Origin of the sequence: Pseudomonas sp. IT-P2 (genome assembly GCF_949767575.1) — a bacterium.
Classification (GTDB): Bacteria; Pseudomonadota; Gammaproteobacteria; order Pseudomonadales; family Pseudomonadaceae; genus Aquipseudomonas; species Aquipseudomonas pharyngis.
The window spans coordinates 144,627-168,467 of record NZ_CATKQA010000003.1; the positions used below are offsets into that span (position 1 = coordinate 144,627).

Annotated in this window: 22 protein-coding genes; 2 read left to right on the plus strand and 20 right to left on the minus strand. The window is 62.5% G+C overall.

Annotated elements, in window-relative coordinates:
- Positions 1 to 4: 4 nt before the first annotated feature.
- The 8 genes from ACM6JM_RS02695 to ACM6JM_RS02730 all read right to left on the minus strand — a co-directional run bounded on the left by ACM6JM_RS02695 (position 5) and on the right by ACM6JM_RS02730 (position 6,312).
- Positions 5 to 1,447, minus strand: a complete 1,443-nt coding sequence (locus tag ACM6JM_RS02695) for an efflux transporter outer membrane subunit (RefSeq protein ID WP_085613322.1) — start codon at positions 1,445 to 1,447, stop codon at positions 5 to 7.
- Positions 1,444 to 2,331, minus strand: coding sequence for an HlyD family secretion protein (locus ACM6JM_RS02700; RefSeq protein WP_085667626.1), 888 nt, complete (start codon positions 2,329 to 2,331; stop codon positions 1,444 to 1,446). The genes ACM6JM_RS02695 and ACM6JM_RS02700 overlap by 4 nt, the downstream gene beginning before the upstream one ends.
- Positions 2,328 to 2,537: a DUF1656 domain-containing protein gene (locus ACM6JM_RS02705; protein WP_007957657.1), complete on the minus strand. Its 210-nt coding sequence runs from the start codon at positions 2,535 to 2,537 to the stop codon at positions 2,328 to 2,330. Before ACM6JM_RS02705 ends, ACM6JM_RS02700 begins: the two co-directional genes overlap by 4 nt.
- Entirely contained in the window at positions 2,534 to 4,597 is a 2,064-nt protein-coding gene (locus ACM6JM_RS02710) for an FUSC family protein (protein ID WP_414881295.1), read from the minus strand. The genes ACM6JM_RS02705 and ACM6JM_RS02710 overlap by 4 nt, the downstream gene beginning before the upstream one ends.
- Complete coding sequence (locus tag ACM6JM_RS02715; RefSeq protein WP_039773010.1) at positions 4,594 to 5,022, minus strand: MarR family winged helix-turn-helix transcriptional regulator; 429 nt, start codon at positions 5,020 to 5,022, stop codon at positions 4,594 to 4,596. The genes ACM6JM_RS02710 and ACM6JM_RS02715 overlap by 4 nt, the downstream gene beginning before the upstream one ends.
- A gap of 121 nt (positions 5,023 to 5,143) precedes the next feature.
- Entirely contained in the window at positions 5,144 to 5,389 is a 246-nt protein-coding gene (locus ACM6JM_RS02720) for a type II toxin-antitoxin system Phd/YefM family antitoxin (RefSeq protein ID WP_081353107.1), read from the minus strand.
- 88 nt (positions 5,390 to 5,477) lie between these two features.
- A complete protein-coding gene (locus tag ACM6JM_RS02725; RefSeq protein ID WP_085613325.1) occupies positions 5,478 to 5,723 on the minus strand; it encodes a DUF2789 domain-containing protein in 246 nt (81 codons plus the stop codon).
- A 127-nt stretch (positions 5,724 to 5,850) separates the two neighbouring features.
- Complete coding sequence (locus ACM6JM_RS02730) at positions 5,851 to 6,312, minus strand: aminoacyl-tRNA deacylase (protein ID WP_007957669.1); 462 nt, start codon at positions 6,310 to 6,312, stop codon at positions 5,851 to 5,853.
- Positions 6,313 to 6,509: 197 nt separating this feature from the next.
- Between ACM6JM_RS02730 and ACM6JM_RS02735 the strand changes: the two genes are divergently transcribed.
- A complete protein-coding gene (locus tag ACM6JM_RS02735; protein WP_085667624.1) occupies positions 6,510 to 7,037 on the plus strand; it encodes an NfeD family protein in 528 nt (175 codons plus the stop codon).
- Between the two features lie 2 nt (positions 7,038 to 7,039).
- Positions 7,040 to 7,798: a slipin family protein gene (locus ACM6JM_RS02740; protein WP_039773021.1), complete on the plus strand. Its 759-nt coding sequence runs from the start codon at positions 7,040 to 7,042 to the stop codon at positions 7,796 to 7,798.
- Between the two features lie 43 nt (positions 7,799 to 7,841).
- Here the strand turns inward: ACM6JM_RS02740 and ACM6JM_RS02745 are convergent, their stop codons facing one another.
- The 12 genes from ACM6JM_RS02745 to ACM6JM_RS02800 all read right to left on the minus strand — a co-directional run bounded on the left by ACM6JM_RS02745 (position 7,842) and on the right by ACM6JM_RS02800 (position 23,658).
- Entirely contained in the window at positions 7,842 to 9,422 is a 1,581-nt protein-coding gene (locus ACM6JM_RS02745) for a glycosyltransferase family 39 protein (RefSeq protein ID WP_414881298.1), read from the minus strand.
- 55 nt (positions 9,423 to 9,477) lie between these two features.
- Positions 9,478 to 10,989 (minus strand): efflux transporter outer membrane subunit, encoded by a 1,512-nt coding sequence (locus ACM6JM_RS02750; protein ID WP_256578183.1) that lies wholly within the window; start codon positions 10,987 to 10,989, stop codon positions 9,478 to 9,480.
- Positions 10,986 to 12,056 carry an HlyD family secretion protein gene (locus ACM6JM_RS02755; RefSeq protein WP_074689345.1) on the minus strand — a complete coding sequence of 357 codons (1,071 nt, stop codon included), beginning with the start codon at positions 12,054 to 12,056 and terminating at the stop codon, positions 10,986 to 10,988. The genes ACM6JM_RS02750 and ACM6JM_RS02755 overlap by 4 nt, the downstream gene beginning before the upstream one ends.
- Before the next feature lie 18 nt (positions 12,057 to 12,074).
- A complete protein-coding gene (locus ACM6JM_RS02760; RefSeq protein WP_085667622.1) occupies positions 12,075 to 13,610 on the minus strand; it encodes an MFS transporter in 1,536 nt (511 codons plus the stop codon).
- 102 nt (positions 13,611 to 13,712) lie between these two features.
- Entirely contained in the window at positions 13,713 to 14,630 is a 918-nt protein-coding gene (locus tag ACM6JM_RS02765) for a LysR family transcriptional regulator (RefSeq protein WP_011331856.1), read from the minus strand.
- Between the two features lie 58 nt (positions 14,631 to 14,688).
- A complete protein-coding gene (locus ACM6JM_RS02770; RefSeq protein ID WP_011331855.1) occupies positions 14,689 to 15,555 on the minus strand; it encodes an ABC transporter permease in 867 nt (288 codons plus the stop codon).
- Between the two features lie 20 nt (positions 15,556 to 15,575).
- Positions 15,576 to 16,436 carry an ABC transporter ATP-binding protein gene (locus tag ACM6JM_RS02775; RefSeq protein ID WP_007957720.1) on the minus strand — a complete coding sequence of 287 codons (861 nt, stop codon included), beginning with the start codon at positions 16,434 to 16,436 and terminating at the stop codon, positions 15,576 to 15,578.
- Positions 16,437 to 16,441: 5 nt separating this feature from the next.
- On the minus strand, positions 16,442 to 17,467 hold the full coding sequence (locus tag ACM6JM_RS02780) for an ABC transporter substrate-binding protein (RefSeq protein ID WP_007957722.1): 1,026 nt from the start codon (positions 17,465 to 17,467) through the stop codon (positions 16,442 to 16,444).
- Positions 17,468 to 17,485: 18 nt separating this feature from the next.
- Positions 17,486 to 18,382 carry a TauD/TfdA dioxygenase family protein gene (locus ACM6JM_RS02785; RefSeq protein WP_039773033.1) on the minus strand — a complete coding sequence of 299 codons (897 nt, stop codon included), beginning with the start codon at positions 18,380 to 18,382 and terminating at the stop codon, positions 17,486 to 17,488.
- Between the two features lie 375 nt (positions 18,383 to 18,757).
- Positions 18,758 to 20,125 carry an HlyD family type I secretion periplasmic adaptor subunit gene (locus ACM6JM_RS02790; RefSeq protein ID WP_011331851.1) on the minus strand — a complete coding sequence of 456 codons (1,368 nt, stop codon included), beginning with the start codon at positions 20,123 to 20,125 and terminating at the stop codon, positions 18,758 to 18,760.
- Positions 20,115 to 22,271: a type I secretion system permease/ATPase gene (locus tag ACM6JM_RS02795; protein WP_039773034.1), complete on the minus strand. Its 2,157-nt coding sequence runs from the start codon at positions 22,269 to 22,271 to the stop codon at positions 20,115 to 20,117. Before ACM6JM_RS02795 ends, ACM6JM_RS02790 begins: the two co-directional genes overlap by 11 nt.
- Before the next feature lie 34 nt (positions 22,272 to 22,305).
- Positions 22,306 to 23,658: a TolC family outer membrane protein gene (locus ACM6JM_RS02800; RefSeq protein ID WP_085667779.1), complete on the minus strand. Its 1,353-nt coding sequence runs from the start codon at positions 23,656 to 23,658 to the stop codon at positions 22,306 to 22,308.
- Between the last annotated feature and the right edge of the window lie 183 nt (positions 23,659 to 23,841).

Consider the following 23,841-nt stretch of genomic DNA (forward strand, 5'->3'; position numbering starts at 1 on the left):
GGCCTCAGGGTTTGCTGGCGCTCGAGGCTTGCGTTCGTCCGCTTTCCCAACCGCCGCCCAGGGCGAGGAACAAATCGATCTGGCTCATGGCAACCTGGGTGTTGGCGGCGGCCAGTTGCGCGGTGACGTCGGTGTAGGTGCGGGTGGCCTGGAGATCGGCGAGAAACGACTCGCGGCCGGCCTGGAAGAAGCGGTGCGTCTGGTCCGCCGCCAGTTTCGCCGACTGCTCGGCATCGGCCAGCGCATCGCGGCGTTGCAGCAGCGCGGAGTACTGGGACAGGCCGGTCTGGGTTTCGCGGATGGCGTTGAGCACCACGCCGTCAAAGTGCGCCAGCGCACCCTGGGTGGTGGCTTCGGCTTCGCGGATCCGGGCCCGGGCGCCGTTGGTCGGCACGCTCCAGCTCAGCGACGGGCCGAAGCCCCAGCGGTTGGTGGACGGTTTGCCAAGGTTGTCCAGAATGCCGACGGTGCCGATGGTTGCGCCGAAACTGATGTCCGGGTACAGCTCGCCGGTGGCGATGCCGATCCCGGCGGTCGCGGCCGCCAGACGCCGCTCGGCCTGGCGGATGTCCGGCCGGCGCTTGAGCAGCGCGGCGCCGTCACCGACTGGCACCAGTTGCGCGATTTTCGGCAGCTCGGCACAGGTCGCGGTGCCAGCCGGCAATTGATCGACAGGCTTGGCCAGCAGCATCGACAGCCGGAACAACCCGGCCTGCCGCGCCGCCTCATAACGCGGCATGTCGGCGCGCAGGGATTTGAATTGGGTCTGCGAACGGGTGACCTGGGTTTCGTCGCCACGCCCGGCATCGCGCAGGCGCTGGATCAGGGTGGTGCTCTGGGATTGCAGGTCGAGGGAATGCTGGGCGATTTCCCGTTCCTCGTTCGCCGCACAGACCTGGGTGTAGGCCCGCACCACGTCGGCGACCAGAGTGATGCGCGCGGTATCGGCCGCGGCCTGGGTCGCGTCGGCGTTGGCCTTCGCCGCTTCGATCCCGCGTTGCAGGGTGCCCCACAGATCGAACTGGTAGGACGCGCTGATGCCGATATCGCCGATGTTGGCCACCGGCACTTTCTCCGGCAGCAGGAACGCCTCGCCGGATTCCTGCAAGCGTTGCGCGCCCATCTTCACGCCGCCGCTCCAGCCACCGGCCGCTTCGGCTTCATCGACCTGCGCACGGGCCCGCGACAGGTTCGCCGCCGCCACCCGCAGATCGGTGTTGGACGCCATGGCCTGCTGCACCAGTTGATCCAGACGCGGATCCTGATACAGCCGCCACCAGTCCGCCGGCACCGGGGCCGACACCACCGGTTTGCCGGCCACTGCCAGGTCGCCCTGGAAATCCTTGCGCTGGATCGCCGCGTCTTCGGGCACGTGATAGTCCGGCCCGACCATCGAGCAGGCCGACAGCATCATGCCCAGCCCGGCGACCATCAGGGCCCTGTTCATTGCGCGGGCTCCTGCGGTTGATCGTCGATGATCGACACGGTCGCGGTACGCCCGGCGATCATGCGGAAGTCATCCGGCACATCGTCGAAGGCAATGCGCACCGGAATCCGTTGCGCCAGACGTACCCAGCTGAACGCCGGATTGACGTTGGGCAGCAGGTTGCTGCCGCTCGAACGGTCACGGTCTTCGATACCGGCGACGATGCTTTCGACGTGCCCGCGCAAGCGGGCGCGGTCGCCGATCACGCGGATATCCACCGACTGCCCGATGTGGATGCCGTCGAGTTTGGTCTCTTCGAAATAGCCATCGATGTGGAACGAATTGCTGTCGACCACCGACAACACCGGACGCCCGGCGGTGACGAACTCCTGCGAACGCGGCGCACGGTCGTTGACGTAGCCGTCCACCGGACTGCGGATCACCGAGCGGTCGAGGTTGAGCTGAGCGCTGTCCACCGCCACCAGCGCTTCGGCCAGGGCCGATTGCGCGCGGGCCACTTTCGACAGGCTTTCTTCCAGCTGTTCGGCCGGCACCAGATTGCCCAGACCACGGTTACGCTTGGCTTCACGCTGCGCCTGAGCCAGGGTTTCTTCGCGATCGGCTACCGCGGCCTTAGCCTGGCGCAGCGCCAGTTTGAAACGGTCCTGGTCGATGCTGAACAGCACCTGGCCGCGTTTCACCAACTGGTTGTCCTTCACTTCGACCTGCTGGATCAGCCCGGACACGTCCGGGGCGATCTGCACGATGTCGGCGCGAATGTGGCCGTCGCGGGTCCAGGGCGCGAACATGTAATACATCACCATGCGCCAGACCACGACGACGGCGAAAGTCACGATCAGCAGCGTCAGGACGACGCGACCGAGGGTCAGAAACGGTTTTTTCATGTCATCAGGTATCGACTGAGTGAATCCACGCCGTACAGCATCACGGCGTAGAGAGCCACGTTGAACAATGCCCGGTGCCAGACCAGACGGTAGAAATGCAGGCGTGTGAGCACGCCGTGTACCAACACAAACAGCACATAAGTGATGCCCATCAACACCAACAGGGTCGGCAGGAAAATGCCGCTGATATCCAGATCACCGATCATAGGGGCGCTCCTTCGGGCAGCGGTTCTTCGGGCTCTGCATTGGAAACGAATTCCACGCCGGGCAACAGCGCCAGGCGCAAACCGCTCAAGGCGTGCAACAGGTTGAGCCGGGTTTCTTCATCGCCGTGGCCGTTGAGCGCACGGCGGGTGCGATCCATGGTCATCAGCAAGGCGCTTGGCGCCGGCAGGCGTTCGCCAGCCTTGAGGCAGGCCCGGAAATATTCGCCGACCTCTGCCACCACTTGCTTGAGCAGCGCGTTCGGCGCGCCCGTCACTCGCGGTGTGTAGGCGAGCAGGTCGAGCAGGTTCAGCCCCACGCGCACTTCGCGCATGGCGATGCCAGTGTCCTGGCCGGTCAGCGCCAGACGCGGCAGGTGCTGCATCAGGCGGTCGAGCAGTTGCACGCCCAGCTGTCGATGTTCGGCAAGGTTCGCTGGCTCGGTCATGCTGACGATGTCTTTCCAGCTGAAACGGGTCAGACGCTTGGCCGCCAGTTCGGCGCCGAACGGCCGGGCGATCAGGGTCCAGATAAACGCGAACAACAACCCAATCGGGCCCGCCAGGTTGGAATTGACGAAGGCAAAGAAGTCCGCGTCGTAAGCACCGGAAATGCTGATGAACGACGAGGTGTTGACCAGCGTCAGCAGCATGCCGAGGTAGAAGCGTGGCTGCACCGTCAGGGTGCCGACACAGATGAACGGCACCGCGAACGCCAGCACCAGCATCGGAAAGTCATGCAGGTTTGGCAGCACCAGAAACAGGTACAGACTGGCAAACAGCACCGACATTCCGGTCCAGAAAAAGAACCGGTAAATCTGCGGCGCCGGGTCGTCCATCGAGGCGAAGAAGCTGCACGACACCGCCGCCAGAATCACCGCGCTGCCACCGTCGGTCCAGCCCAGCAGGATCCACAACACCGAGGCAACGATGATCGCCAGAATGGTCGAGGCCACCGAATACAGCATCAGCCCGCGGTCGATGAATGGCGTCAGGCGACCGAGGCGCCAGTGACGATACACCGCGCGCCAGCTGTCCTGGCGCTCGCACAGGATCGCGTCCTGCAGGCTGCGGCAGTCCTGCCACAGATCGATGAATTCGCCGAGGCGATACAGCGCGTTGGAAAACAGCAACTGTTTGCGATCTTCCAGGGCTTCGGCGCTCGGTTGCAGTGCTTCGAGCTGATCCCGCAGGGCTTGCCAGCGGCCGAGATCGGCGTCGTTGTGGCCGAGCCATTCGCGGGTCGCGGTGAGCAGCGGGGCGAATTTTTCCACCAGCTCGGGCGTGCGCCGTTCGAGGGCGTAAAGCGAATCTTCAAGGGCATCGATCACCGGCAGCAGGTGAATCATCCGGCCGCGCAGTTCCTTGGTGTTGCGTACGGTTTGCGGCCGCGCACCTTCGTGCGGCAACTGGCCGATCATCAATTCCAGGCTGTTGAAACTGCCGACCATCGCCATGCGCAGGGCTGCGACCTCTTCGGGCTGCACGTCGCGGCTGAGGAATTTCAGGCTGTAAGTCGTGGCGTCGGCGAACCATTTGCCCACGGCGTCGTTGAACACCGGCGCCAGGCGTCGTGGCCAGAACATCGCACCGACCACCGCCGCCACGGCGATGCCGAGAAAGATTTCCTCGGTCCGCGACTCGGCCACGTCCCACACCGCCAACGGGTTATCCACCACCGGCAGGGCGATCAGCGGCAAGGTGTAGCCGGCCAGCATCAGCGCGTAGTTGTTGGCGGTGCGCAAATGCAGGGACAGGAACAGCAGAATCCCCGTCCACAAGGCGATGACCACCACCAGCACATAAGGGCTCTGCACGAACATCGGCACGAACAACACCGCCGCCGCTGCACCGAGAAACGTGCCGATCGCGCGATACAGCGCCTTGGAACTGGTCGGGCCGAGGAACGGGCTGGAAACGATGTACACCGTGGCCATCGCCCAGTACGGACGGGGCATCTGCATGAGCAAGGCGATGTACAGCGCGGTCATCGAAGCCGCAAACGTGCGGATCCCGTAGAACCAGTCCCGCGCCGGGGGCATGCCGGAAAAGAACCCGTTCACGGATTGATCACCGTTGGCGGAGTGGCCGCCTCAAAAGCTCTCAGTACTCGAAGCGTAGCCTCCAGATCGCGCTGGTCGATGCCTTCGAGCACTTCATGACGCAGACGCACCAGTTGCGCCTCCACCGCTTGCACCAGCTCACGGCCGGCGTCGGTCAGGCTCAGGCATTTGGCGCGACGGTCCTGGGCATCTTCGGTGCGGCAGACAAACCCGGCGTGACACAACTGATCGAGCAGGCGCACCAGCGACGGCGACTCCATCCCCGCCGCCTGCGCCACCTGCACCTGGCGCACACCCTCGCCCAAACGCCCGATCATCAACAATGGGACGGCGCAGGCTTCGGAAATTCCATAATTGACCAGCGTGGTCTGGCAGATCTTCCGCCAATGCCTGGCGGCCACCACCATGGCACTGCTGATGTTCATCTGGAGAGCGTCGAGGTTATTCGGCACGAGGGAATGCACACACTGTTAGTTTGCTAACTATCAATATCGCATTGGAGGGGAAATTCAGTCAAGTTTTGAAACAAATCTCCTCGAAGGTTTTTTACAGTTGATCCAGCTCGATGGGTTTTCCAATTTCATTGCGTCGCGAGTGAATGATCAACGCCAAATACTGATCGTCCAGCCGTTCAATAACCGCCTCATACAATGATGCGGAAAGCAGGACAGCTAAAACTTGACTGTGCTTTTGTAAAACGACTGGCTCATATTTGACGTCCTTGATTACCGCATCAAAATTTTCTTTAAAAGCCTCGACACTGATCATTTTTACCGGGGGGAATCTTTGCATTTTTCAGCTTCCAGTCTTCTTTGAAATCGGAAGCTACCCCAGATAGAGAGGGCGATTGAGGATATCCTGTGACGAAATTTTACGCTGACTAAGCGCCCCGCCCCTTCCTCAACATCACATCCAACTGATCCACCACCTCCGCCCAATCCGCATCATCGAGAATTTCGTCCCGCAGGAAATCCGCCTGGCTCTCGCTCCAGAAAAACGCGTCGCACAGGTGCAGTTCGGGTTTGAGCGGGGAATGGGTGGCGATGAACTGGTCGATGCTGACCGGGTCGTTGTCCAGGCCGAGTTGCTTGAACAGGGATGGGAGGCTGTGCGTCGGGTTTTCCATGTCGGAACTCCTGCGAGATTTATAGGGTGGGAAAGATTTTTCGCGAGCAAGCCCGCTCCCACAGGTTTAGCGCAGAACCTGTGGGAGCGGGCTTGCTCGCGATGGCGTCGGCACAGACGCTGAAAAGCTACTGACTCAACTCCCGCACCTGCGCATGCGGCACCATTTTCAGGAATTCGGGCATGCTCATGTGCAGCAGGTTGTTGTGGTTGCCGGCTTCCAGGTAGATGTCTTTCTGCCGGGTCAGCAGCGGGTCGATGACCATGTCCAGGCCATAGGAATCGCCCAGTGGCGGTACGGCGCCGCGTTCGCAGTCGTCGAAAATGTGCGCCAGATTGCTTTCGCGGGTGATTTGCCATTCGCCGCTGCTGCGCACCTTGCTCAAGTCCAGGTGACGGCTGGCGGGCAGCACCGCCATCAGGTAGTGCCCGTGACGGTCGTCCAGGATCACCGATTTGGCCACCCGTTCTGCGGCAATCCCGGAGACCCGCGCCGTTTCCAGGCTGCTGGACGAGTGCGGGTGGGTGACGATGTCATATTCGCATTGCGCCCGGTTGAGGCTGCTCTGCACTTTCTTGGCCATACGCATGATGCACCTCGGTGCCCGCCGACGCTGCGCGGCGGACGGTAATGAAACGCTGTGGCTGTCCTTCAAAGTCTAGTCCCGTCGACCGCGCACACAGGGAAATCCGCCCACTGGCGGGGCGGGGAGAATTGATCAAAATTCATCCAGCCACAGCCTCAACTAGACTGTAAGAACAACCCCTGACTCTCGCGGAGGGTCACGTGAACATCCGTTGCTGTGCGTTTGCCCTGGTGCTGCTGAGTGGAACGGTGGTTGCGGCAGACACCCCGTTTACCGCTGTCAGCCCGGTCGGTCTGTGGCTGATCACCCTGGGTATCGCGTTTCTGATCGCCGAAGCCGCGCTGCCCAACTACGGGGTGATCGGCCTCGGCGGCATCGTCATGTTTGTGATCGGCGCGCTGATCCTGAGCAACGCCGAACTGCCGGTACCGATGATGATCGGCCTCGGCCTGGTCAGCGCCCTGTTGCTGATCGCGCTGCTGGTCCGCGCCCTGAAAACCCGACCGCGCCAACCGGTCAGCGGCGATGCCGGCCTGCTCGGCAGTGTCACGGCGGTTACCGTGGTGCAACCGGAAGACAGCCGCAACGGCTGGGTGCAGTTACAAGGAGAACGCTGGCAGGTGCTGAGCGCCACGCCGCTGCACACCGGGCAACCGGTGCGGGTGGTCGGACGCAAGGGCCTGTTGCTGCAAGTGGCCGCGACTGACGCGGCACCGCTCGGAGAGTGATCATGGGCCTGCAAATCGGTTTTGTCGCGCTGCTGCTGTTGCTGATCGCCCTGGCCGGCTCGACGTTCCGCATCCTGCGCGAATACGAACGCGGGGTGGTGTTCCAGCTCGGACGCTTCTGGCAGGTCAAGGGGCCGGGGCTGATCCTGCTGATTCCGGTGGTGCAGCAAATGGTCCGGGTCGATCTGCGCACCATCGTCCTCGACGTGCCGCCGCAGGACGTGATCACCCGCGACAACGTATCGGTGAAGGTCAACGCGGTACTCTACTTCCGCGTGCTCGATCCACAGAAAGCGATCATCCAGGTCGAAGACTTCCTCATGGCCACCAGCCAACTGGCCCAGACCACCCTGCGGGCGGTCCTCGGCAAACATGAGCTGGACGAACTGCTGGCCGAACGCGAACGCCTGAACATCGACATCCAGCAAGTGCTCGACGCCCAGACCGACGCCTGGGGCATCAAGGTCGCCAACGTCGAAATCAAGCACGTCGACCTCAACGAGTCGATGGTGCGCGCCATCGCCAAACAGGCCGAAGCCGAGCGCGAACGGCGCGCCAAGGTGATCCACGCCGAAGGCGAATTGCAGGCCTCGGAAAAACTCATGCAGGCCGCCGAAATGCTCGGTCGCCAGCCCGGCGCCATGCAACTGCGCTACATGCAGACCTTGAGTTCGATTGCCGGCGACAAGAGCTCCACCATCGTGTTTCCGTTGCCGATTGAACTGCTCAAAGGCATGGCAGATTTGTCAGGTAAATCCTGAGGCAAAAGCTCGCAGTCGGCAGCGGTGTCTATGAGGGGCGGTTTTAGTCGAGTGGTGGCTGGGGGATGAACAGGCGTGCCTTGGCGCCGCCGGCATGGATTTCGGCGCCGGGCTGCCAGGTGGCGGGTAAGGGTGAGAATTCTTCCGCAGCGTCGAACGTCCCGACCAGCCAGACCCGTCCATGCCCCGGCAATTGCGCGAGGCTGTCCAGATAGACGTCGCGGCTCACCAGTGTACCGAAGCCGTACTCATTCGGTTGTGTCGAACGGCCGTCCGCTGTCGGCGGAGTAAAGAGGCGCACCTGCGCACCGCTGCGGTCGTAATAGACGTAGCTCAAGTACCAGAGCATGTCGCTGGTGACGATACGATCGCCCGGCAGGAAATGCTGATTGACGTAATTCACCACGCGATCGAACTGATCATCGCTGTCGACGTTGGCGTTGTTGTTCACGCCGAGCAGTTCCACGCCGATCAGTGAGACCAACACCGCCAAAGCGAGCAACCGTGCGTGGCTGTACAAACGGTCAATGGCTAACGCCGCCAGCATCGGCAACCCCAGGGCGTACGCCGTCAAATAGCGCTCGACGAAGACCGGCGTGATGAACGACACCGCAAATACCAGCAGCAGCGGCAGTCCGGTGTACAGCGCCAACAGCATACTGCCGCGCGACACGCTGCGATCGCGCATCACCGCGACAGCCGCCAGTGCCAGCAATGCCAGGGGCAACGCTGCGAACGTCAGCAGCGGTAACGTATCGCCATCGTCCTGCATCAACCACGACCAGATCATCGACGGCAGCGAACTCAAGGTGACGGCCGGCTCCCAGCCGACATCGCCGCCGGCCCTGAGCTGTTCCATGTGCTGCATCAAGTCGAGCAGATTGGGCAGCCAGGGCAGGTACAGCACGATGATGGCCAGGTTCGCCAGCCACCAGTTCCAGCGCTGGATATGGCGGAATCGATAACCGCGCTGTACGCGGATCGCGATCAGGTAGAGCCAGTGACACAAAACCGCGAGAACGGCGAAGTAGTGGGTGTAGAAGGCCGCGCTCATCAACAACGCGTAAATCACCAGATAGCGGTTTCGCTGGGGGCGCCTGATCCAGTAAACCAGCGCCAGGCTCGCGGCGAGCAACAGCCCTCCGAGCAACGCGTACATGCGCACTTCCTGGCTGTAGCGCACCGCTGTCGGCAGCAGCGCCAGCAACAGACCGGCGATGAAGGCTGCCCGGCGTGTGGCCAGGCGATCCACCAGCCAGACGCCCAACCCGACCGCCGCGATGCCGGCCAGCGCACTCAGGCAGCGGATCGCGAAGATGCCGTCACCGAACAGCTCGATCCAGCCATGCAGCAGTATGAAGTACAGCGGCGGATGCACATCGAAGGCCGCGTGCTTCCAGATTTCGCTCAACGGATAGCGCGCCAACAGCAGACTGGACCCTTCATCGCCCCAGATCGCCGCCGCCGTCAGGTCATAAAAACGCACGAACGCCGCCAGCGCGAGGATCGGCCACAGCCAATGATGTTTTACCCAGCGCACCCAGCGCAGACTGCCGAACCAGGAGCCGGGTGCGGCAAAGGGATCTTGCGTGTCGCCCATTGGCGTGACTCTGTTAACCGCCATCGCTTCCTCTTGCCGCGCCGTTGCGCCACGAGAGTATGACGCGCCAACCTGCTCATCACTTTAGGTCAGCCACAGCAGAATCGTCGACGCCGGCTGGCGCTTTCGCGACATCCGGCAACACGGCGGTCCGGTTCTCGTCTGGGTACACCGACTCCCATCCCCCACCCAGCGCCCGGTACAGCCCGACCATCGCCAATGAAACGCCGGTGGAGCTTTCCACCCATTGTTCCTGGGTGGCGAGCAGTGCGCCTTGCACAGTGAGGACGTTGACGAAGTCGACCACGCCTTCGACGTATTGCTGTTGCGCGGTGCGCAGGGCGATCTGGTTCTGGCGCACGGCTTCGGCGAGGCTGTCGCGGCGGCGCTGGCTGGCGTTGTAGGCGGTCAGTTGGTCGTCGATTTCGTGCCAGGCGCGCAGGACGGTCTGTTGATAACCGATCGCCGCTTCCTGCTGCTGGGCTTCGCGCAGTTGCAGCACGCCGCGCAAGCGGCCGCCGTCGAACAGCGGCAGGCTGAATTGCGGGCCGATGCCGAAGGCGCGTGAGCCCCAGGAACCGAAATCGCTGAGCTGCATGGCTTGCGAGCCGAGATTGCCGGACAGGGTGATGCGCGGATAGAAATCGCCCTTGGCCACGCCGATGTTGGCGGTGGCGGCATGCAGACGGGCTTCGGCCTGGCGAATGTCCGGGCGGCGTTCGGCCAGTTGCGACGGCAGGCCGATGGCGACGGTCAATGGCGACTGCGGCACCGGCGCGTCTGTGGATAACTCTTGAGCCAAGGCCTGTGGCGGTTCGCCCATCAACAGGCTGATGGCGTTGATCAGTTGCGCCTGACGTTGCTCCAGCGCCGGCAGGCGCGATTCGATGGCCGCCACTTGCGCGGCGGCTTCGGCGACGTCGAGATCAGTGGCCACGCCATCGTTGAGGCGCAGTTGCGAGAGCTTCAGGCTGTGCCGCGCCACGTCGAGGTTCTGCTCGGTGACCGCGCGGGTGTTCTGCACACCACGCAGTTGGATGTAGTTCTGCGCGGTGTCCGCGAGCACCGCCAGCAGCACACCGCGACGGTCGTTTTCCGCGACTTCGAGGTTGGCATCGGCCGCTTCGGTTTCCCGGCGCACACGGCCCCAGAAATCCAGTTCCCAGGAGGCGGAGAAACCGGCGTCCCACAGGTTGAACGCGGAATCGCCATTGTGCCCGGACGGGTCGTTCAAGCCTTCGCCGCTGTTGCGTTTGCGGGCGTAGCTGCCGGTGGCGGCGGTCGTCGGATAGCGGTCGGCGCTGATCACCTGACGGGCAGCGCGGCTTTGTTGCAGACGGCTGCTGGCCAATTGCAGATCGAGGTTGCTGCGCAAGGCGCGCTGAGTCAGGGCCGAGAGCTGTGCGTCGTGAAAGACTTCCCACCAGCGCTCGTTCAACGGTTCGCTGACGGCCTGGCTGGGGGCACTTTTTGACGGTTTTGCCCACTCGGCAATCCGGGTGGTTTCGGGTTTCTGGAAGTCCGGGCCGACGGTGCACGCCGCCAACGCCGACAGACTCAGGACAACCGTCATGGACTGAAAGCGCTTCATCGCTGCGTCACCTCACGCACCGATGTCATCGAGCTTTCGGTATCGATGCTCGCTTCCACCGACATCCCGACCCGCAAGCGTTCGGCCAGCGGCTGCCCCGGATCCAGCAAAACCTTCACCGGAATCCGCTGCACGACTTTGGTGAAGTTGCCGGTGGCGTTGTCCGGTTTGACCGCCGCAAAAGTCACGCCGGTAGCCGGGGCGATGCTTTCGACACGGCCGGTGAGGGCTTCGCCGCCGAGGCTGTCGACCCGCACGACCACATCCTGCCCCGGCTGCACGTCGGTGAGCTGGGTTTCCTGGAAGTTGGCGACCACATAGGCCTGTTTCAGCGGCACCACCGCCAGCAGTTTGCTGCCCGGCGTCACATAGGCGCCGACCCGTACGGCGCGCTCGCCGATCATGCCGTCCTGGGGCGCGGTGATGCGCGTGTAGGACAGCTCGAAACTGGCGATTTCCAGCGCGGCCTGAGCGTGCTTCAAACTGCCTTCGGCAGCATCGCGCTGCGCCGTCAGAATCTCGACCTGCTTACGTTCCGCTGCCAGTTTCGCGGTGGCCGTGTCCAGCCGCGCAGAAGCCTGATCGATCCGGGTGCGCGCCTGCTGCGCGTTCTGCACGGTGCCGGCACCGACGCCGGCCAAGTGGTTGTAGCGATTCAATTCCTGCTGGGCGAAGGCCATTTCAGCCTTGGCCGATACCACCGACGCCTGCGCCTGTGCGATCACCGAAGTTTGGCGCTCCAGAGTGGCCTTGGCGTTCTGCAACTGCGCGCGGGCCACCAGGGTTTGCGCATCGGCGGCTTCGGCGGCGGCGCGCAGGTCGCGGTCATCGATCAGCGCCAGCAACTGCCCGGCCTTGACCTGCTGGTTGTCTTCCACCAGCACCTCTTTGATGAATCCGGCCACACGCGGCACCACCAGGGTGAAGTCGGCAGAAACGAATGCATCGTTGGTGTTCTGCTGGGTGCGTTTGCCGAACAGGCCGGGCATCGCCAGATACACCAGCACACCAACCGCCAGCGCAGCGGCTACGGCCACCGCGAGTTTTTGCTTTGCTTGAGTCGTCATAAAAACCTTCTGTTTCAGTCAGGTCGGCGCGCGCGGCGGAAAGATCCGCGTCGGCAGCCAGAAAATCAGCAGGATCAGCGCCACCGCGACGCCGGCCATGCACAGATAAAGATCCGAGGAAGTCAGCACCACCGCCTGTTCGTGCAGACGATGGGCGAGGCCGGGGTCATTGCTTGCGGCCAGCGGTGAGTTGCCGAGGCGATCGACCAGCATCGTCGAATGAAAATGCAGGCGCGAAGTGGTCAGCGCTTCGATCACGCCGGTGGCGACCACCGCCGCCAAGCCTTTCACGGTGTTGAACCAGGCCGAGGCGAACGGCCCGTCCTGGGGCTGGATGCTGCCGGTCGACAACATCAACAGCGGCAGCACCGCCATCGGCTGGCCGAAAATCTGCAGCCATTGCAGGACGTAGAAATCGTCGCGAATCCATTCCGAGGTCAGCTGCGAGCCACCGAGGCATGACAGCGTCAACATGCTCAAACCGATGCCGAGCACCCAGCGGCAATCGACCCAGCGCAGGTTGCACAGCGCCGCCACCAGCGGCAGCGCGATCAACTGCGGCAACGCCGCGATCAGCATGATCGGCGCAGTCTGTACCGGCCGGTAACCCTGCACCTGAGCCAGATAACTCGATGGAATCAGCACCACCGCCAGCAGCACCACCAGCACGCCGGCCAATGTCATCAGCGCGAACGACAGGTTGCGGATGCCGAGCATCTGCAACTTGAAAAACGGGATTGGCTGCGACCATTCATTGATCAGAAACGCCACCAGCAACAGCGAACCGGCGCCGAGCAAAGCGCAGATCAGGTTGGATTCGAACCAGTCCAGGCGATTGCCCTGCAACAGGCCGATCACCAGCATGCAGATCGCCGGAAAGCCCAGCAGCAGGCCTTTCCAGTTGAACGATTTGAGGCGCTCCAGACGCAGCGGATCCTGTGGAATGCCCCAGGCAACCATCGCCATGGCAATCAGGCACGGCACGATGATTTGCCAGAACGTCCATTGCCAGCCGACGTACTCGGTCCACAACCCCGCCAGCGGCGTGCCGAGACCGGGGCCGAACGTCGCGGTCAGGGCGTAACCGGCCAGACCGTAAAGCTTGATGTTGGCCGGCAGGAATCGGAGCGCGACGGTCATCAGCATCGGCGGCAACGCGCCGCCAGCCAGGCCTTGCAGGATGCGCATCAGCAACAGGCTTTCGTAGTTCGGGGCGAACGGACAGAGCACCCCAAGCAGGGTGAACACGCCGATGGCGCACAGGGTGAAGCGACGCAGGGAAAAGGTCACCGAGCACCACGGCGCGAATGCCATGGCCGCCACCGAGGTCGCGGTGTAGCTGGCGACCAGCCAGGTGCCTTCGTCGTAGCCGATGCTCAGGGCGCCGCGAATGTCGGCCAGGGCGACCTTGGTCACCATCTCGTTGAGACCCGACACCAGCACCGCCAGCAGCACGCCGACCAGACCGATGATGATCCGCGCCCCGAACACCGGTGGCGCGGCTGCCATCGGAGCGGTTGCGGCGATCGGCGCCGTGACCGTCAGGGATGTCATGCAAGCAAACTCCGGAGGGAAAAATACCGGAGCATGTTAGTAGGGCTTAGTGCTGACGAAAATTGACTTATTGGCAGTTTATAAGTGCACCAGACGCAATTGTCAGGGCTGTGCCGCCAGCCAGGTTTCGTCGCAGCAGGTCTTGAGGGTTTCCCGCAGCCAGCGGTGGGCCGGGTCCTTGTCGAAACGCGGGTGCCAGGCCTGGGTCAGCATCAGGGTCGGAAGCGGAATCGGCAGGTCGAACGAGCGCAGCTTCAAGCCCAGCCGCCGCACGCTGAGCAGCGCTTCCTTGGGCACCGGCAAAATCAGGTCGGAGTCTGGCAGGGCGAACATCGCCGCGTGAAAACTCGGCGCTATCACTGCCACCCGCCGCTCCAGCCCCAGAGCATTCAAAGCGGTGTCGATGGGCCCACGGGCGATGCCCCGGCGGGACATGCTGATGTGGGAAAAACCGGCGTAACGTTCGGCCGTGATCTCGCCATCCAGCAGCGGATGATCCTCGCGCACCAGACCGACAAAGTGGGTGGAAAACAGGTTCTGCACTTTGACTTCCGGCGTCACCGGGCGGGTGTTGCTCACGCTCAGATCGATCCGCCCTTCGCGCAGGGCTTCATCGTCACCGTCACCTTCGGGCACGAAGCGCAGCTCACAGTGCGGCGCCAGTTGATCGAGGGTGTCGAACAGCTTGCCGCCGTACACGCCGACGAAAAAATCGTTGGCACGAATGCTGAAGCGCCGGCGCAACGTGCCCAGCTCCACCGCATCGGCCGAGCGAAACAGCAACGCCGCCTGCTCGACCACATCGCGCACCTGCTCGCGCAGCTCCAGTGCCTTGGGCGTCGGCACCAGACCGCGACCGGCGCGCACCAGAATCGGATCGCCAATGGCTTCGCGGATCCGCGTCAGCGTGCGGCTCATGGCCGCCGGGCTGAGGTTCATCCGCCGCGCGGCGCCGACCACGCTGCCCTCGTCGAGCAAGGCGTCGAGGGCGACCAACAGGTTCATGTCCGGGAGTTGCATGCTGAGCACTCGTGGCCGATCAGGATTGATTCGCACGCAATGCTAGCAGATCAGAAAATCAGCGCTGCATGCCCCAGCGCTTCACCGTCACCCGCTCCAGCGTGTCGAACACCAGGTTCTCCACCAGCAGACCGATGAGGATCACCACGGCCAGACCGGCAAACACCTTGTCGGTGTACAACTCATTGCGGTTCTGGAAGATGTACCAGCCCAAACCACCCTTACCGCTGGTGGCACCGAACACCAGCTCGGCGGCGATCAGGGTACGCCAGGCGAAAGCCCAGCCGATTTTCAGCCCGGCGAGGATTGATGGCAGCGCCGCCGGAATCAGGATGAACAGCACGAAGCGCATGCCCTTCAAACCGTAGTTGCGCCCGGCCATGCGCAGGGTTTCCGAGACGCCGAGGAACCCGGCGTAAGTGTTCAGCGCCAGCGCCCACAGCACCGAATGCACCAGCACGAAAATCAGGCTGTTCTGGCCCAGGCCGAACCACAGCAACGCCAGCGGCAACAGGGCAATCGCCGGCAGCGGGTTGAACATCGAGGTCAGGGTGCTGAGCAAGTCCCGACCAACCTGGGTCGAAACCGCCAGCGTGGTCAGGGCGAAGGCCAGGACAATGCCGATCAGGTAACCCTTGATCAGCACCACCAGCGAGATCCACACCTTGCCCAGCAGTTCGCCGCTGAGCAGGCCGTCATACAGCGCGTGACTGGTCTGCAAGAAGCTCGGCAGCAGCAGGTCGTTGTTCTGCACCCGGGCCACAACCTCCCAGAGCACGGCGAGCAAAATCAGAATCACGCTTTTGCGCAACCAGCCCTGTTGCCACAAGCGCTGGCCCAGCGGCAGCTCGCGCTCCACCGGAACGCTGGTCAGCGGTTGCAGATCGTTTTCGAATTCTTGACGTACGGATGATGAATGGCTCATCGGGCAATCCTCCAGGCGGCTCAATAAGCGATGCGGATATCAGTGAAATCCAGTTCGCGCTCGGTTTCCGGCGACTGTCCTTCATCGAACAGCAACCGGTGAATGCGCCGCGCCGATTCCTGAAACGCTACACCGCCGAGGCTGTGCAAATCGTATTGATGACTGTGCACTTCCGCCCTCACCCGCCCCGGATGCGGCGACAACAGCAGGATCCGATTGCCGACCACCAGCGCTTCTTCAATCGAGTGGGTGACGAACAGCAAGGTGAACCGCACCTCCTCCCAGAGCAGCAGCAATTCCTCCTGCATCTTGCGCCGGGTCAGGGCATCCAGCGCGGCGAACGGCTCGTCCATCAGCAGGATTTTCGGCTGCATCGCCAGCGCCCGGGCAATCGCCACCCGCGCTTTCATGCCGCCGGACAAGGTGTGCGGGTAGGCATCGGCGAACGCCGCCAGACCGACTTTCTCCAGGTAATGCAGCGCACGCTCTTCAGCTTCCTTTTTCTTCAGCGTGCGCGAAGCCAGCAGCGGAAACATCACGTTCTGTTTGACGGTTTTCCACGGTGGCAGTTGATCGAACTCCTGAAACACCACGATCCGGTCCGGTCCCGGCGCGTCGACGCGCTGGCCCTGCAGACGGATCTCGCCCTCACACGGCGCAATGAACCCCGCGACAGCTTTGAGCAAGGTGGATTTACCGCAGCCGGACGGGCCGAGCAGCACGAAGCGATCCTGTTGATCGACTTCGAAACTGACCTGGTGGGTGGCGCGCACGACGCGCTGCGGCGTGCGGTATTCGAGGCTGACCTGATCGACCGCCAACAGCGCTTGCGCGGTGGCGATCGGGTTGCTGGCCGCGTGGCCTTGCAAAGGGGCGTTCATGTCGATCAGCTCCCCTGCAACGGTTTGGCGTCCTGGAAGAAGTAGTCCTTCCACGATTCCGGTTTGTTCTTGATCGCGCCGACGCGGTAGAGGAATTCGGCGAGCGGGTAGGTGTTTTTCGGCGTAACGCTGAATTCAAACTGCGGGTTGTCGATGATTTTCAGCAACGCGGCGCGGTCGATCTTGGCCTTGGTCACGCGGATATAAGTGTCCGCCGCCGCGCCTTTATCGTTCTGCGCAAATTGCGCGGCTTCGGTCAGCGCTTCGACGAACGCCTTGTAGGTTTTCGGGTTCTCGTTGCGGAATTTCTCGGTGGCGAACAGCACGGTCGGCGAGTTCGGGCCGAGCACGTCATAGGAGTTGAGCACCACGTGCACATTCGGATTTTCCAGCGCCTGATCCTGGAACGGCGGGTTGGAGAAGTGCCCGGTCAGCTCGGTGCCGCCGGCAATCAGCGCAGCGGTGGCGTCCGGGTGCGGAACGGCGATGGTGTACTTGTCGAGGCGATTGAATTCCTTGTCGCCCCACTGCTTGGCCGCCGCGTATTGCAGGAAGCGCGACTGCACGGAAACGCCCACTGCCGGCACCGCAATGCGGTCCTTCTCGGTGAAGTCGGCGATGGTTTTGACCTTGGGATTGTTGCTGACGAGGTAGTACGGGAAGTTGCCCAGCGAGGCCACGGCTTTGACGTTCTGCTTGCCGTGGGTGCGATCCCAGATGGTCAGCAGCGGCCCGACACCGGCGCCGGCAATGTCGATGGAGCCGGAGAGCAGTGCATCGTTGACCGCCGCGCCGCCGGACAACTGGGTCCAGTCGACCTTGATGTCGAGGCCTTCCTGCTTGCCGTACTTCTCGATCAGACCCTGATCGCGCACCACATTGAGCAATAAATAGACAATGCCGAACTGCTCGGCGATGCGGATTTCACCTTCGGCGTGGGCCACAGTCGGCGCCACCAGGCTGCCGGCGATCAGGCTGAACCCGAGGCCGATGGCCGCCGCCAGCGGCGCGAATGGAAGACGTTTGGACATGATCGGATCTCCGGCAAATCAGAAAGGCGCGTCGCCCTGAATGGTGGTGCGATACAGCTTGCGGCGCAGGTGCGCAGGGCAACCGGCGGCAAGGTGGATCAGCGAGCGGTTGTCCCAGAACACCAGATCGTGGGGCTGCCATTGATGGCGGTAGATGTTCTGCGGCAGCACGCTGTGGGCGTAGAGCTCGTCGAGCAGTTGTTTGCTCTCGTCTTCCGGCAGGCCGACGATGCGGGTGGTAAAGCCTTCGCTGACGAACAACGCCTTGCGGCCGTTTTCCGGATGGGTGCGGACCACCGGGTGCACGACCTCGGCGACCTGGGCCAGTTGCTCCGGGGTCAGAGTGGGGCGCCAGTTGCCTTCGAATTTGGTTTCGCTGTAACGCGCGGTGTAGGAATGCGCAGCCGAGCGGCCTTCGACCGCTTTGCGCAGCGCGTCGGGCAGGCTGTCCCAGGCTTTGTGCATGTCGGCGAACAGGGTGTCGCCGCCTTCAGACGGCAGCTCCTGGGCGTGCAGCATCGAGCCAAGGCTCGGCAGCTCTTTATAGGAAAGGTCCGAGTGCCAGAACTTGCCGGCATCGCCGAGGCCGATGTTCTGGCCGTTTTCGACGATGTTGGAAACGATGAGGATTTCCGGGTGATTGGCCAGCAGGAACTGCTTGAGCACGTGGATCTGCAACACGCCGAAGCGGCGGCTGAAGTCGATCTGCTGTTGCGGGGTGATGCGCTGGTCGCGGAACACCACGACGTGGTGATCGAGGTGCGCGCGGTGGATGCGGGCGAAGTCTTCGTCGTTGACCGGACGGGTCAGGTCGAGGCCGATGATCTCGGCGCCGACGGCACCGCTGAACGGGCGGACTTCGAAGGTTTGCGGCGCGGCAGTCGCGGCGCTTGGGGTAGCAGTAGCTGCGGACATCAATCAATCTCCCACGCACGGCGCGCTCGATGGCGCGCGCGTCGATCAGAAACTCACGCTGGATTGCGTGTTGGTTCGTGTCGTGCGGCGCGCCGATTGGTCGGCAGGTACGCAGGAGGCTGACTTTATAGCTATAAGAAGCGGAATTTAAATACTGTTAACGAATAACGATATGGCGAATGCTTAGGAATGGACTGGATGGTGAGTGACCATTTGTGTCACTTCTGGACGGAATGTGTTGTTCCGACAGACGCCTTCGTCGGATCGCCGCCCGGAGCAAGCCCGCTCCCGCACTCGATCGCGTGTCTCTGGAAAAACGCAGTCGAGTGTGGGAGCGGGCTTGCTCGCGAAGAGGCCGGAAAGGCCAATAAAGATCTAGCGTTCGTGCAACGCCTCGGCCCGCGCCCGGATGATCGGCTTGAGCAGATAGCTCAGCACGGTCTTCTTGCCGGTGATGATGTCCACCGACGCCACCATCCCGGGGATGATCAGCAACGGCTTCTCGTCAGTGCCGAGATGGCTGCGCTCGGTGCGCAGCTTGATGACGTAGTAGGTGGTTTTCTTGTCTTCGTCGGTGATGGTGTCGGCGCCGATCTGTTCCAGCTTGGCCTTGAGACCACCGTAGATGGTGTAGTCGTACGCGGTGAATTTCACCGTGGCCTCCTGGCCCGGATGCAGGAACGCGATGTCCTGCGGGCGGATCTTCGCTTCGACCAGCAGGGTGTCGTCCAGCGGCACGATTTCCAGCAGGTCGCTGCCCGGCTGGATCACGCCGCCGATGGTGTTGACCAGCATCTTGTTAACGATACCCCGCACCGGCGAGGTGACGAGCGTACGGCTGACCCGGTCTTCCAGCGCCTTGCCGGTGGCCTGGGCCTTGTTCAGGTCGGTGCGCGCCTCGTTCAACTGAGTCAGGGCTTCGCTGCGGAATTTGCCGCGGGTCTCGTCGATCTTGCGCTGTACTTCCTTGATCGCCGATTCGGCGCGCGGGATCGCCAGGGTGGTGGCGTCGAGCTGACCACGGGTTTCCACTTCGGCACGCTTGAGTCGCAGCACTTCCACCGGCGATACCGCGCCCTGAGCCACCAGCGGCTCGGACATGTTGATTTCCTGGCGTTGCAGACCCAGTTGCTGACGGTACTGCGCCTGCTTCGAGGTGAACTCGCGCAGCTCTTGCTGGCGCTGAATCAACTGTTCCTGCAGGCCACCGACCTCGTCGTGCAATTGCTGACGACGGCTGATGTACAGCGATTCTTCACTTTTCGCCTGACCCGGCACGGCTTTGAGCACGTCCTCGGGGAAATTCAGCGGCCGGTCATCGACCTCGGCGCTCAGGCGCTCGACCCGCAGCAGCATCGACAGCCGATCAGCCTCGGTTTCACCGACGTTGGAGGCGAATCGCGTGTCATCCAGGCGTACCAGCGGTGCGCCGGCCTCGACGATCTGGCCTTCCTTGACGAACAGCTCGGAGACGATACCGCCCTCGAGGTTCTGGATTTTCTGGATCTTCGACGAGGGAATCGCCTTGCCGTCGCCCTTGGTCACTTCGTCGATGACGGCGAAGTTGGCCCACAGCATCAGGAACACGAAGAAACCGATGATCGCCCAGATCGTCAGCCGCACCACGCGCGGCGCGTCCTCGATCAAGGCCTTGTTGACCTCTGGCAGCGGCTGGCCCTGCAGCGATGCCGAGCCCTTGAAGTAGCGGCGGATCGAATCCTTGAAACCCGACTTAAGCAACACTGATCTGCCCCTTCTTCAACGCTTCCATCACGGCCGCTTTCGGGCCATCGGCGAGAATCTGCCCACGGTCGACCACCAGCAGGCGATCGACCAGCGACAGCAGCGATGCCCGGTGCGTCACCAGCACCACGGTCTTGTTTTCCACCACCGCCGCGAGGCGTTGCTTGAGGCGTTCTTCGCCGGTGTTGTCCATCGCGCTGGTCGGTTCGTCGAGCAACAGAATCGGCGGATTGAGCAACAGCGCCCGGGCCAGGGCGACGTTCTGGCGCTGACCACCGGACAGGTTCTGCCCGCGCTCGCCGACTTGCAGCTCATAACCCTGCGGGTGCAGTCGGGCGAATTCGTGGACGCCGGCCAGTTCAGCGGCCTGCAGGACAAGTTCGTCTTCGACGTAACGAGCGCCGGAAATCAGGTTGTCGCGCAGGGTGCCGGCCAGCAGCTGGATGTCCTGGGGCACGTAGCCGATGTTGTAGCGCAGCTCGCTGACGTCGATCTGGCGGATGTCGACGCCGTCCACCAGCAACGCACCGTCGTCCGGCTGATAGAGGCCGACCAGCAGTTTCGCCAGTGAGCTCTTGCCGGAACCGCTGCGGCCGATGATGCCGATCTTCTCGCCGGGACGGATCACCAGGTTGATGTTCTTCAGCGCCGGGTTCTGTTGTTCCGGGTAGGTGAAGCTGAGCTGGCGGCATTCGATCGCGCCTTGCAGCACCTTGCGGCTCAGTGGGCGTTCTTCGAAATTGCGCTCTTGCGGCAACTCCATCATCTGGTCGACCGAGGTCATGGTCACCCGCGCCTGCTGGTAGCGGGTCAGCAGACCGGACAGCGACGCCAGCGGGCTGAGGGCGCGGCCACTGAGCATGTAGCAGGCGATCAGGCCGCCCATGCTCAGGTTGCCGGCGATGATCTGGTACACGCCGAAGACGATCATGATCACCCCGGCCAGTTGCTGGATCAGCAGGGTGATGTTCATCGCCAGACCGGAGAGCATTTTCACCCGCAGCTCGAGACGGCTGAGGGTGCCGATGGTCTGTTCCCACTGGTACTGGCGTTCGCTTTCGGCGTTGTTGACCTTCACCGCGTCGAGGCCGGCGAGGGTTTCGATCAGGCTCGACTGACGCTCGGCGCCGAGGGCCATGGTGCGTTCCATGGTTGCCACCAGCGGTTTCTGCAAGGCATAGCCGATCAGCAGCGCAATCGGGAAGGCCAGCACCGGAATCCACACCAGATGCCCGCCGAGAATCGCGATGACAATGAAGATCAGGATGGTGAACGGCAGGTCGATCAGGCTGGTCAGGGTCAGCGAGGCGAGGAAGTCGCGCAGACTCTGGAACTCATGAATGTTCTGGGCAAAGCTCCCGACCCGCGCCGGGCGGTATTTCATGGCCATGCCGACGATGCGTTCGAACAGCGTGGCGGAGATGATCAGGTCGGTTTTCTTGCCGGCCAGATCCAGGCACAGGCTGCGCAGACTCTTGAGGATCAGGTCGAACAGATAGGCGCCGGTGATGCCCAGCGCGAGCACCCACAGGGTCGCTTCGGCCTGGTTCGGCACCACGCGGTCGTAGACGTTCATCACGAACAGCGGCGCGGCCATGGCGATGATGTTGATCAGGAAACTGGCGGCGATGGCGTCGGCATACAGCCAGCGCGAACGCTTGAGGGTGTCGCGAAACCACGAGCGCGCACGCGGGATCAGCGTGCCGTGGTTGACGTCGAATTTGTGCTGGGGCTGGGCGAAGAACACCTTGCCGGTGTAGTCGTCGGCCAGCAGCTCGCGGCTGACCAGGGATTCGCCGCCGTCGCTTTCGCTGAGCAGCACCCGTGCTTCGTTCTCGCCCTGCCAGCCGAGCAGGACGGCACTGCGGCCATCCTTGAGGAGCAAAAGCGCCGGCATGGCAATCGCCGGAATTTCTTCGAGCTTGCGCTGCAGCACCCGCCCTTGCAGCCCGGCGCGCGCCGCTGCACGGGGCAGCAGCTCGACACTCAGGCGTTGTTTGGGCAGCGGCAGGCCGGTGGTCAGCATCGCCGCGCTGGCAGGTTTCTGGTGGAGCATGCAAAGAGCGAGCAGACCATCCAGTAAAGGATCGTCGTGCAACGCGCGTGGATCATGACTGAGATGAACTCGACTGACTTCTGATTCCACGCTCGACACTCTTTAGCAGTTGAAAAGGGACAACTCAATTCATCCCAGGCAGCTGAACCTTGGGCTTCACGTCGTTCTGCACAACGGATGCCAAGGGTGCGACCACTCCCTGGCTCTTGAGCAATTCGCCCATGGTCGCCTTGATTCGATACTGAGTAAATAACTGAATGTTTTTGATTTCAGCCAGACGCCGCGAAGCGGTGAACAGCTCGTTTTCGCTGTCGAGCAAATCCAGCAGGGTCCGTTCGCCGAGGCTGAACTGGCGCTGGTAAGCAGTGCGCACCGAGGTGCTGTGATCAACGTACTGCTGAGCGATCGGCACCTGGGCGTTGGCGTTGTTCAGGGCGTTCCAGGCCAGGCCCAGCTCTTCATTCAATTGGCGCAAGGCGTTGTTGCGGATGTCCAGCGCCTGGTTCGACAGGTAGGACTTGGATTCCAGATCCGCCTTGTTGCTGCCGCCCGAATACAGGTTGAAGCGCATGCGCAACATGGCCTGCCATTCGTTGTTGTGACCGTTCTGGCCGTCGAGGTCGTTGTCGGCAGTGCGGCCCAGCTCGGCGTCGAAGCGCGGGTAGAAGGTCGACTTGGCAGTCTCGTATTGCTTCTCGGCCGCGGCGATATCGGACTCGGCCGAACGCAGGATCGGGCTGTTTTCCAGCATCTGCTGGCGCGCTTCATTCAGGTTGGCCGGCATCATCGCCATGAACGGCGCCGGACGCTCCAACTGATCGGGCATCTGGCCGACGGCGCTGAGGAAATTGGTTTCCGAGTCGGCGAGGTTGGTCTGCTCGGTGATCAGGTTGTTGCGGGCCTGGGCCATCCGCGCTTCGGCCTGATCGAGGTCGGCACCGCTGCCGACGCCGCGCTGGGTGCGCAGCTGGATCTGGTCGTAGATACGTTGGTGGCTTTTGAGGTTTTCTTCGGCCAGACGCACGAATTCGCGACGGGTCAGCACATCCAGATAAACCTGGGCCACGGTCAGCGCGGTGCGCTCGGAAGTGCCGAGCAGGGAATACGCGCGGGAGTTGACGGTGGCTTGTTGACGCCCGACTTCGCTGGACGTCGCAAAACCGTCAAAAACCATTTGCGACAGACGTAAACTTGACTCGCTGCGGTTCAGGGTTTCCCAGTGATTGCCGCCACCATTGGCGCGGGTGGTCACGCTGTCGGTGCCTTCACGACCATAACCGCCCAGCAGATCGACCTTGGGCAGGTATCCACCTTTTGCAGCCTTTAATTGATAATCCGCGGCCAGCCGACTGTTGACCCCTGCCTGGATTTCCGGATGGACATCCAGCGCCTGCTGCATGGCTTCTGGTAAGGATTGTGCTTGTACGAAAGAGGCGGCGAGAGCGAAGGGTAGAGCCTTGAGCAGGTGCGAACGCATGGTAAAGATTTCCCAGAACTTCTTGTCTTGAATCACAGCAAATTGGTGAGCTGCGTCGGAAGATGGCAACCGGAATGACCGTATGTCGGAAAGTTTAAAACCGGAACTGGATCACACGCTGAAGGGCAGGTCGCCGCATAAATATCAATGTGACATTACTGGGACGATTGTTTAGGATGGCAC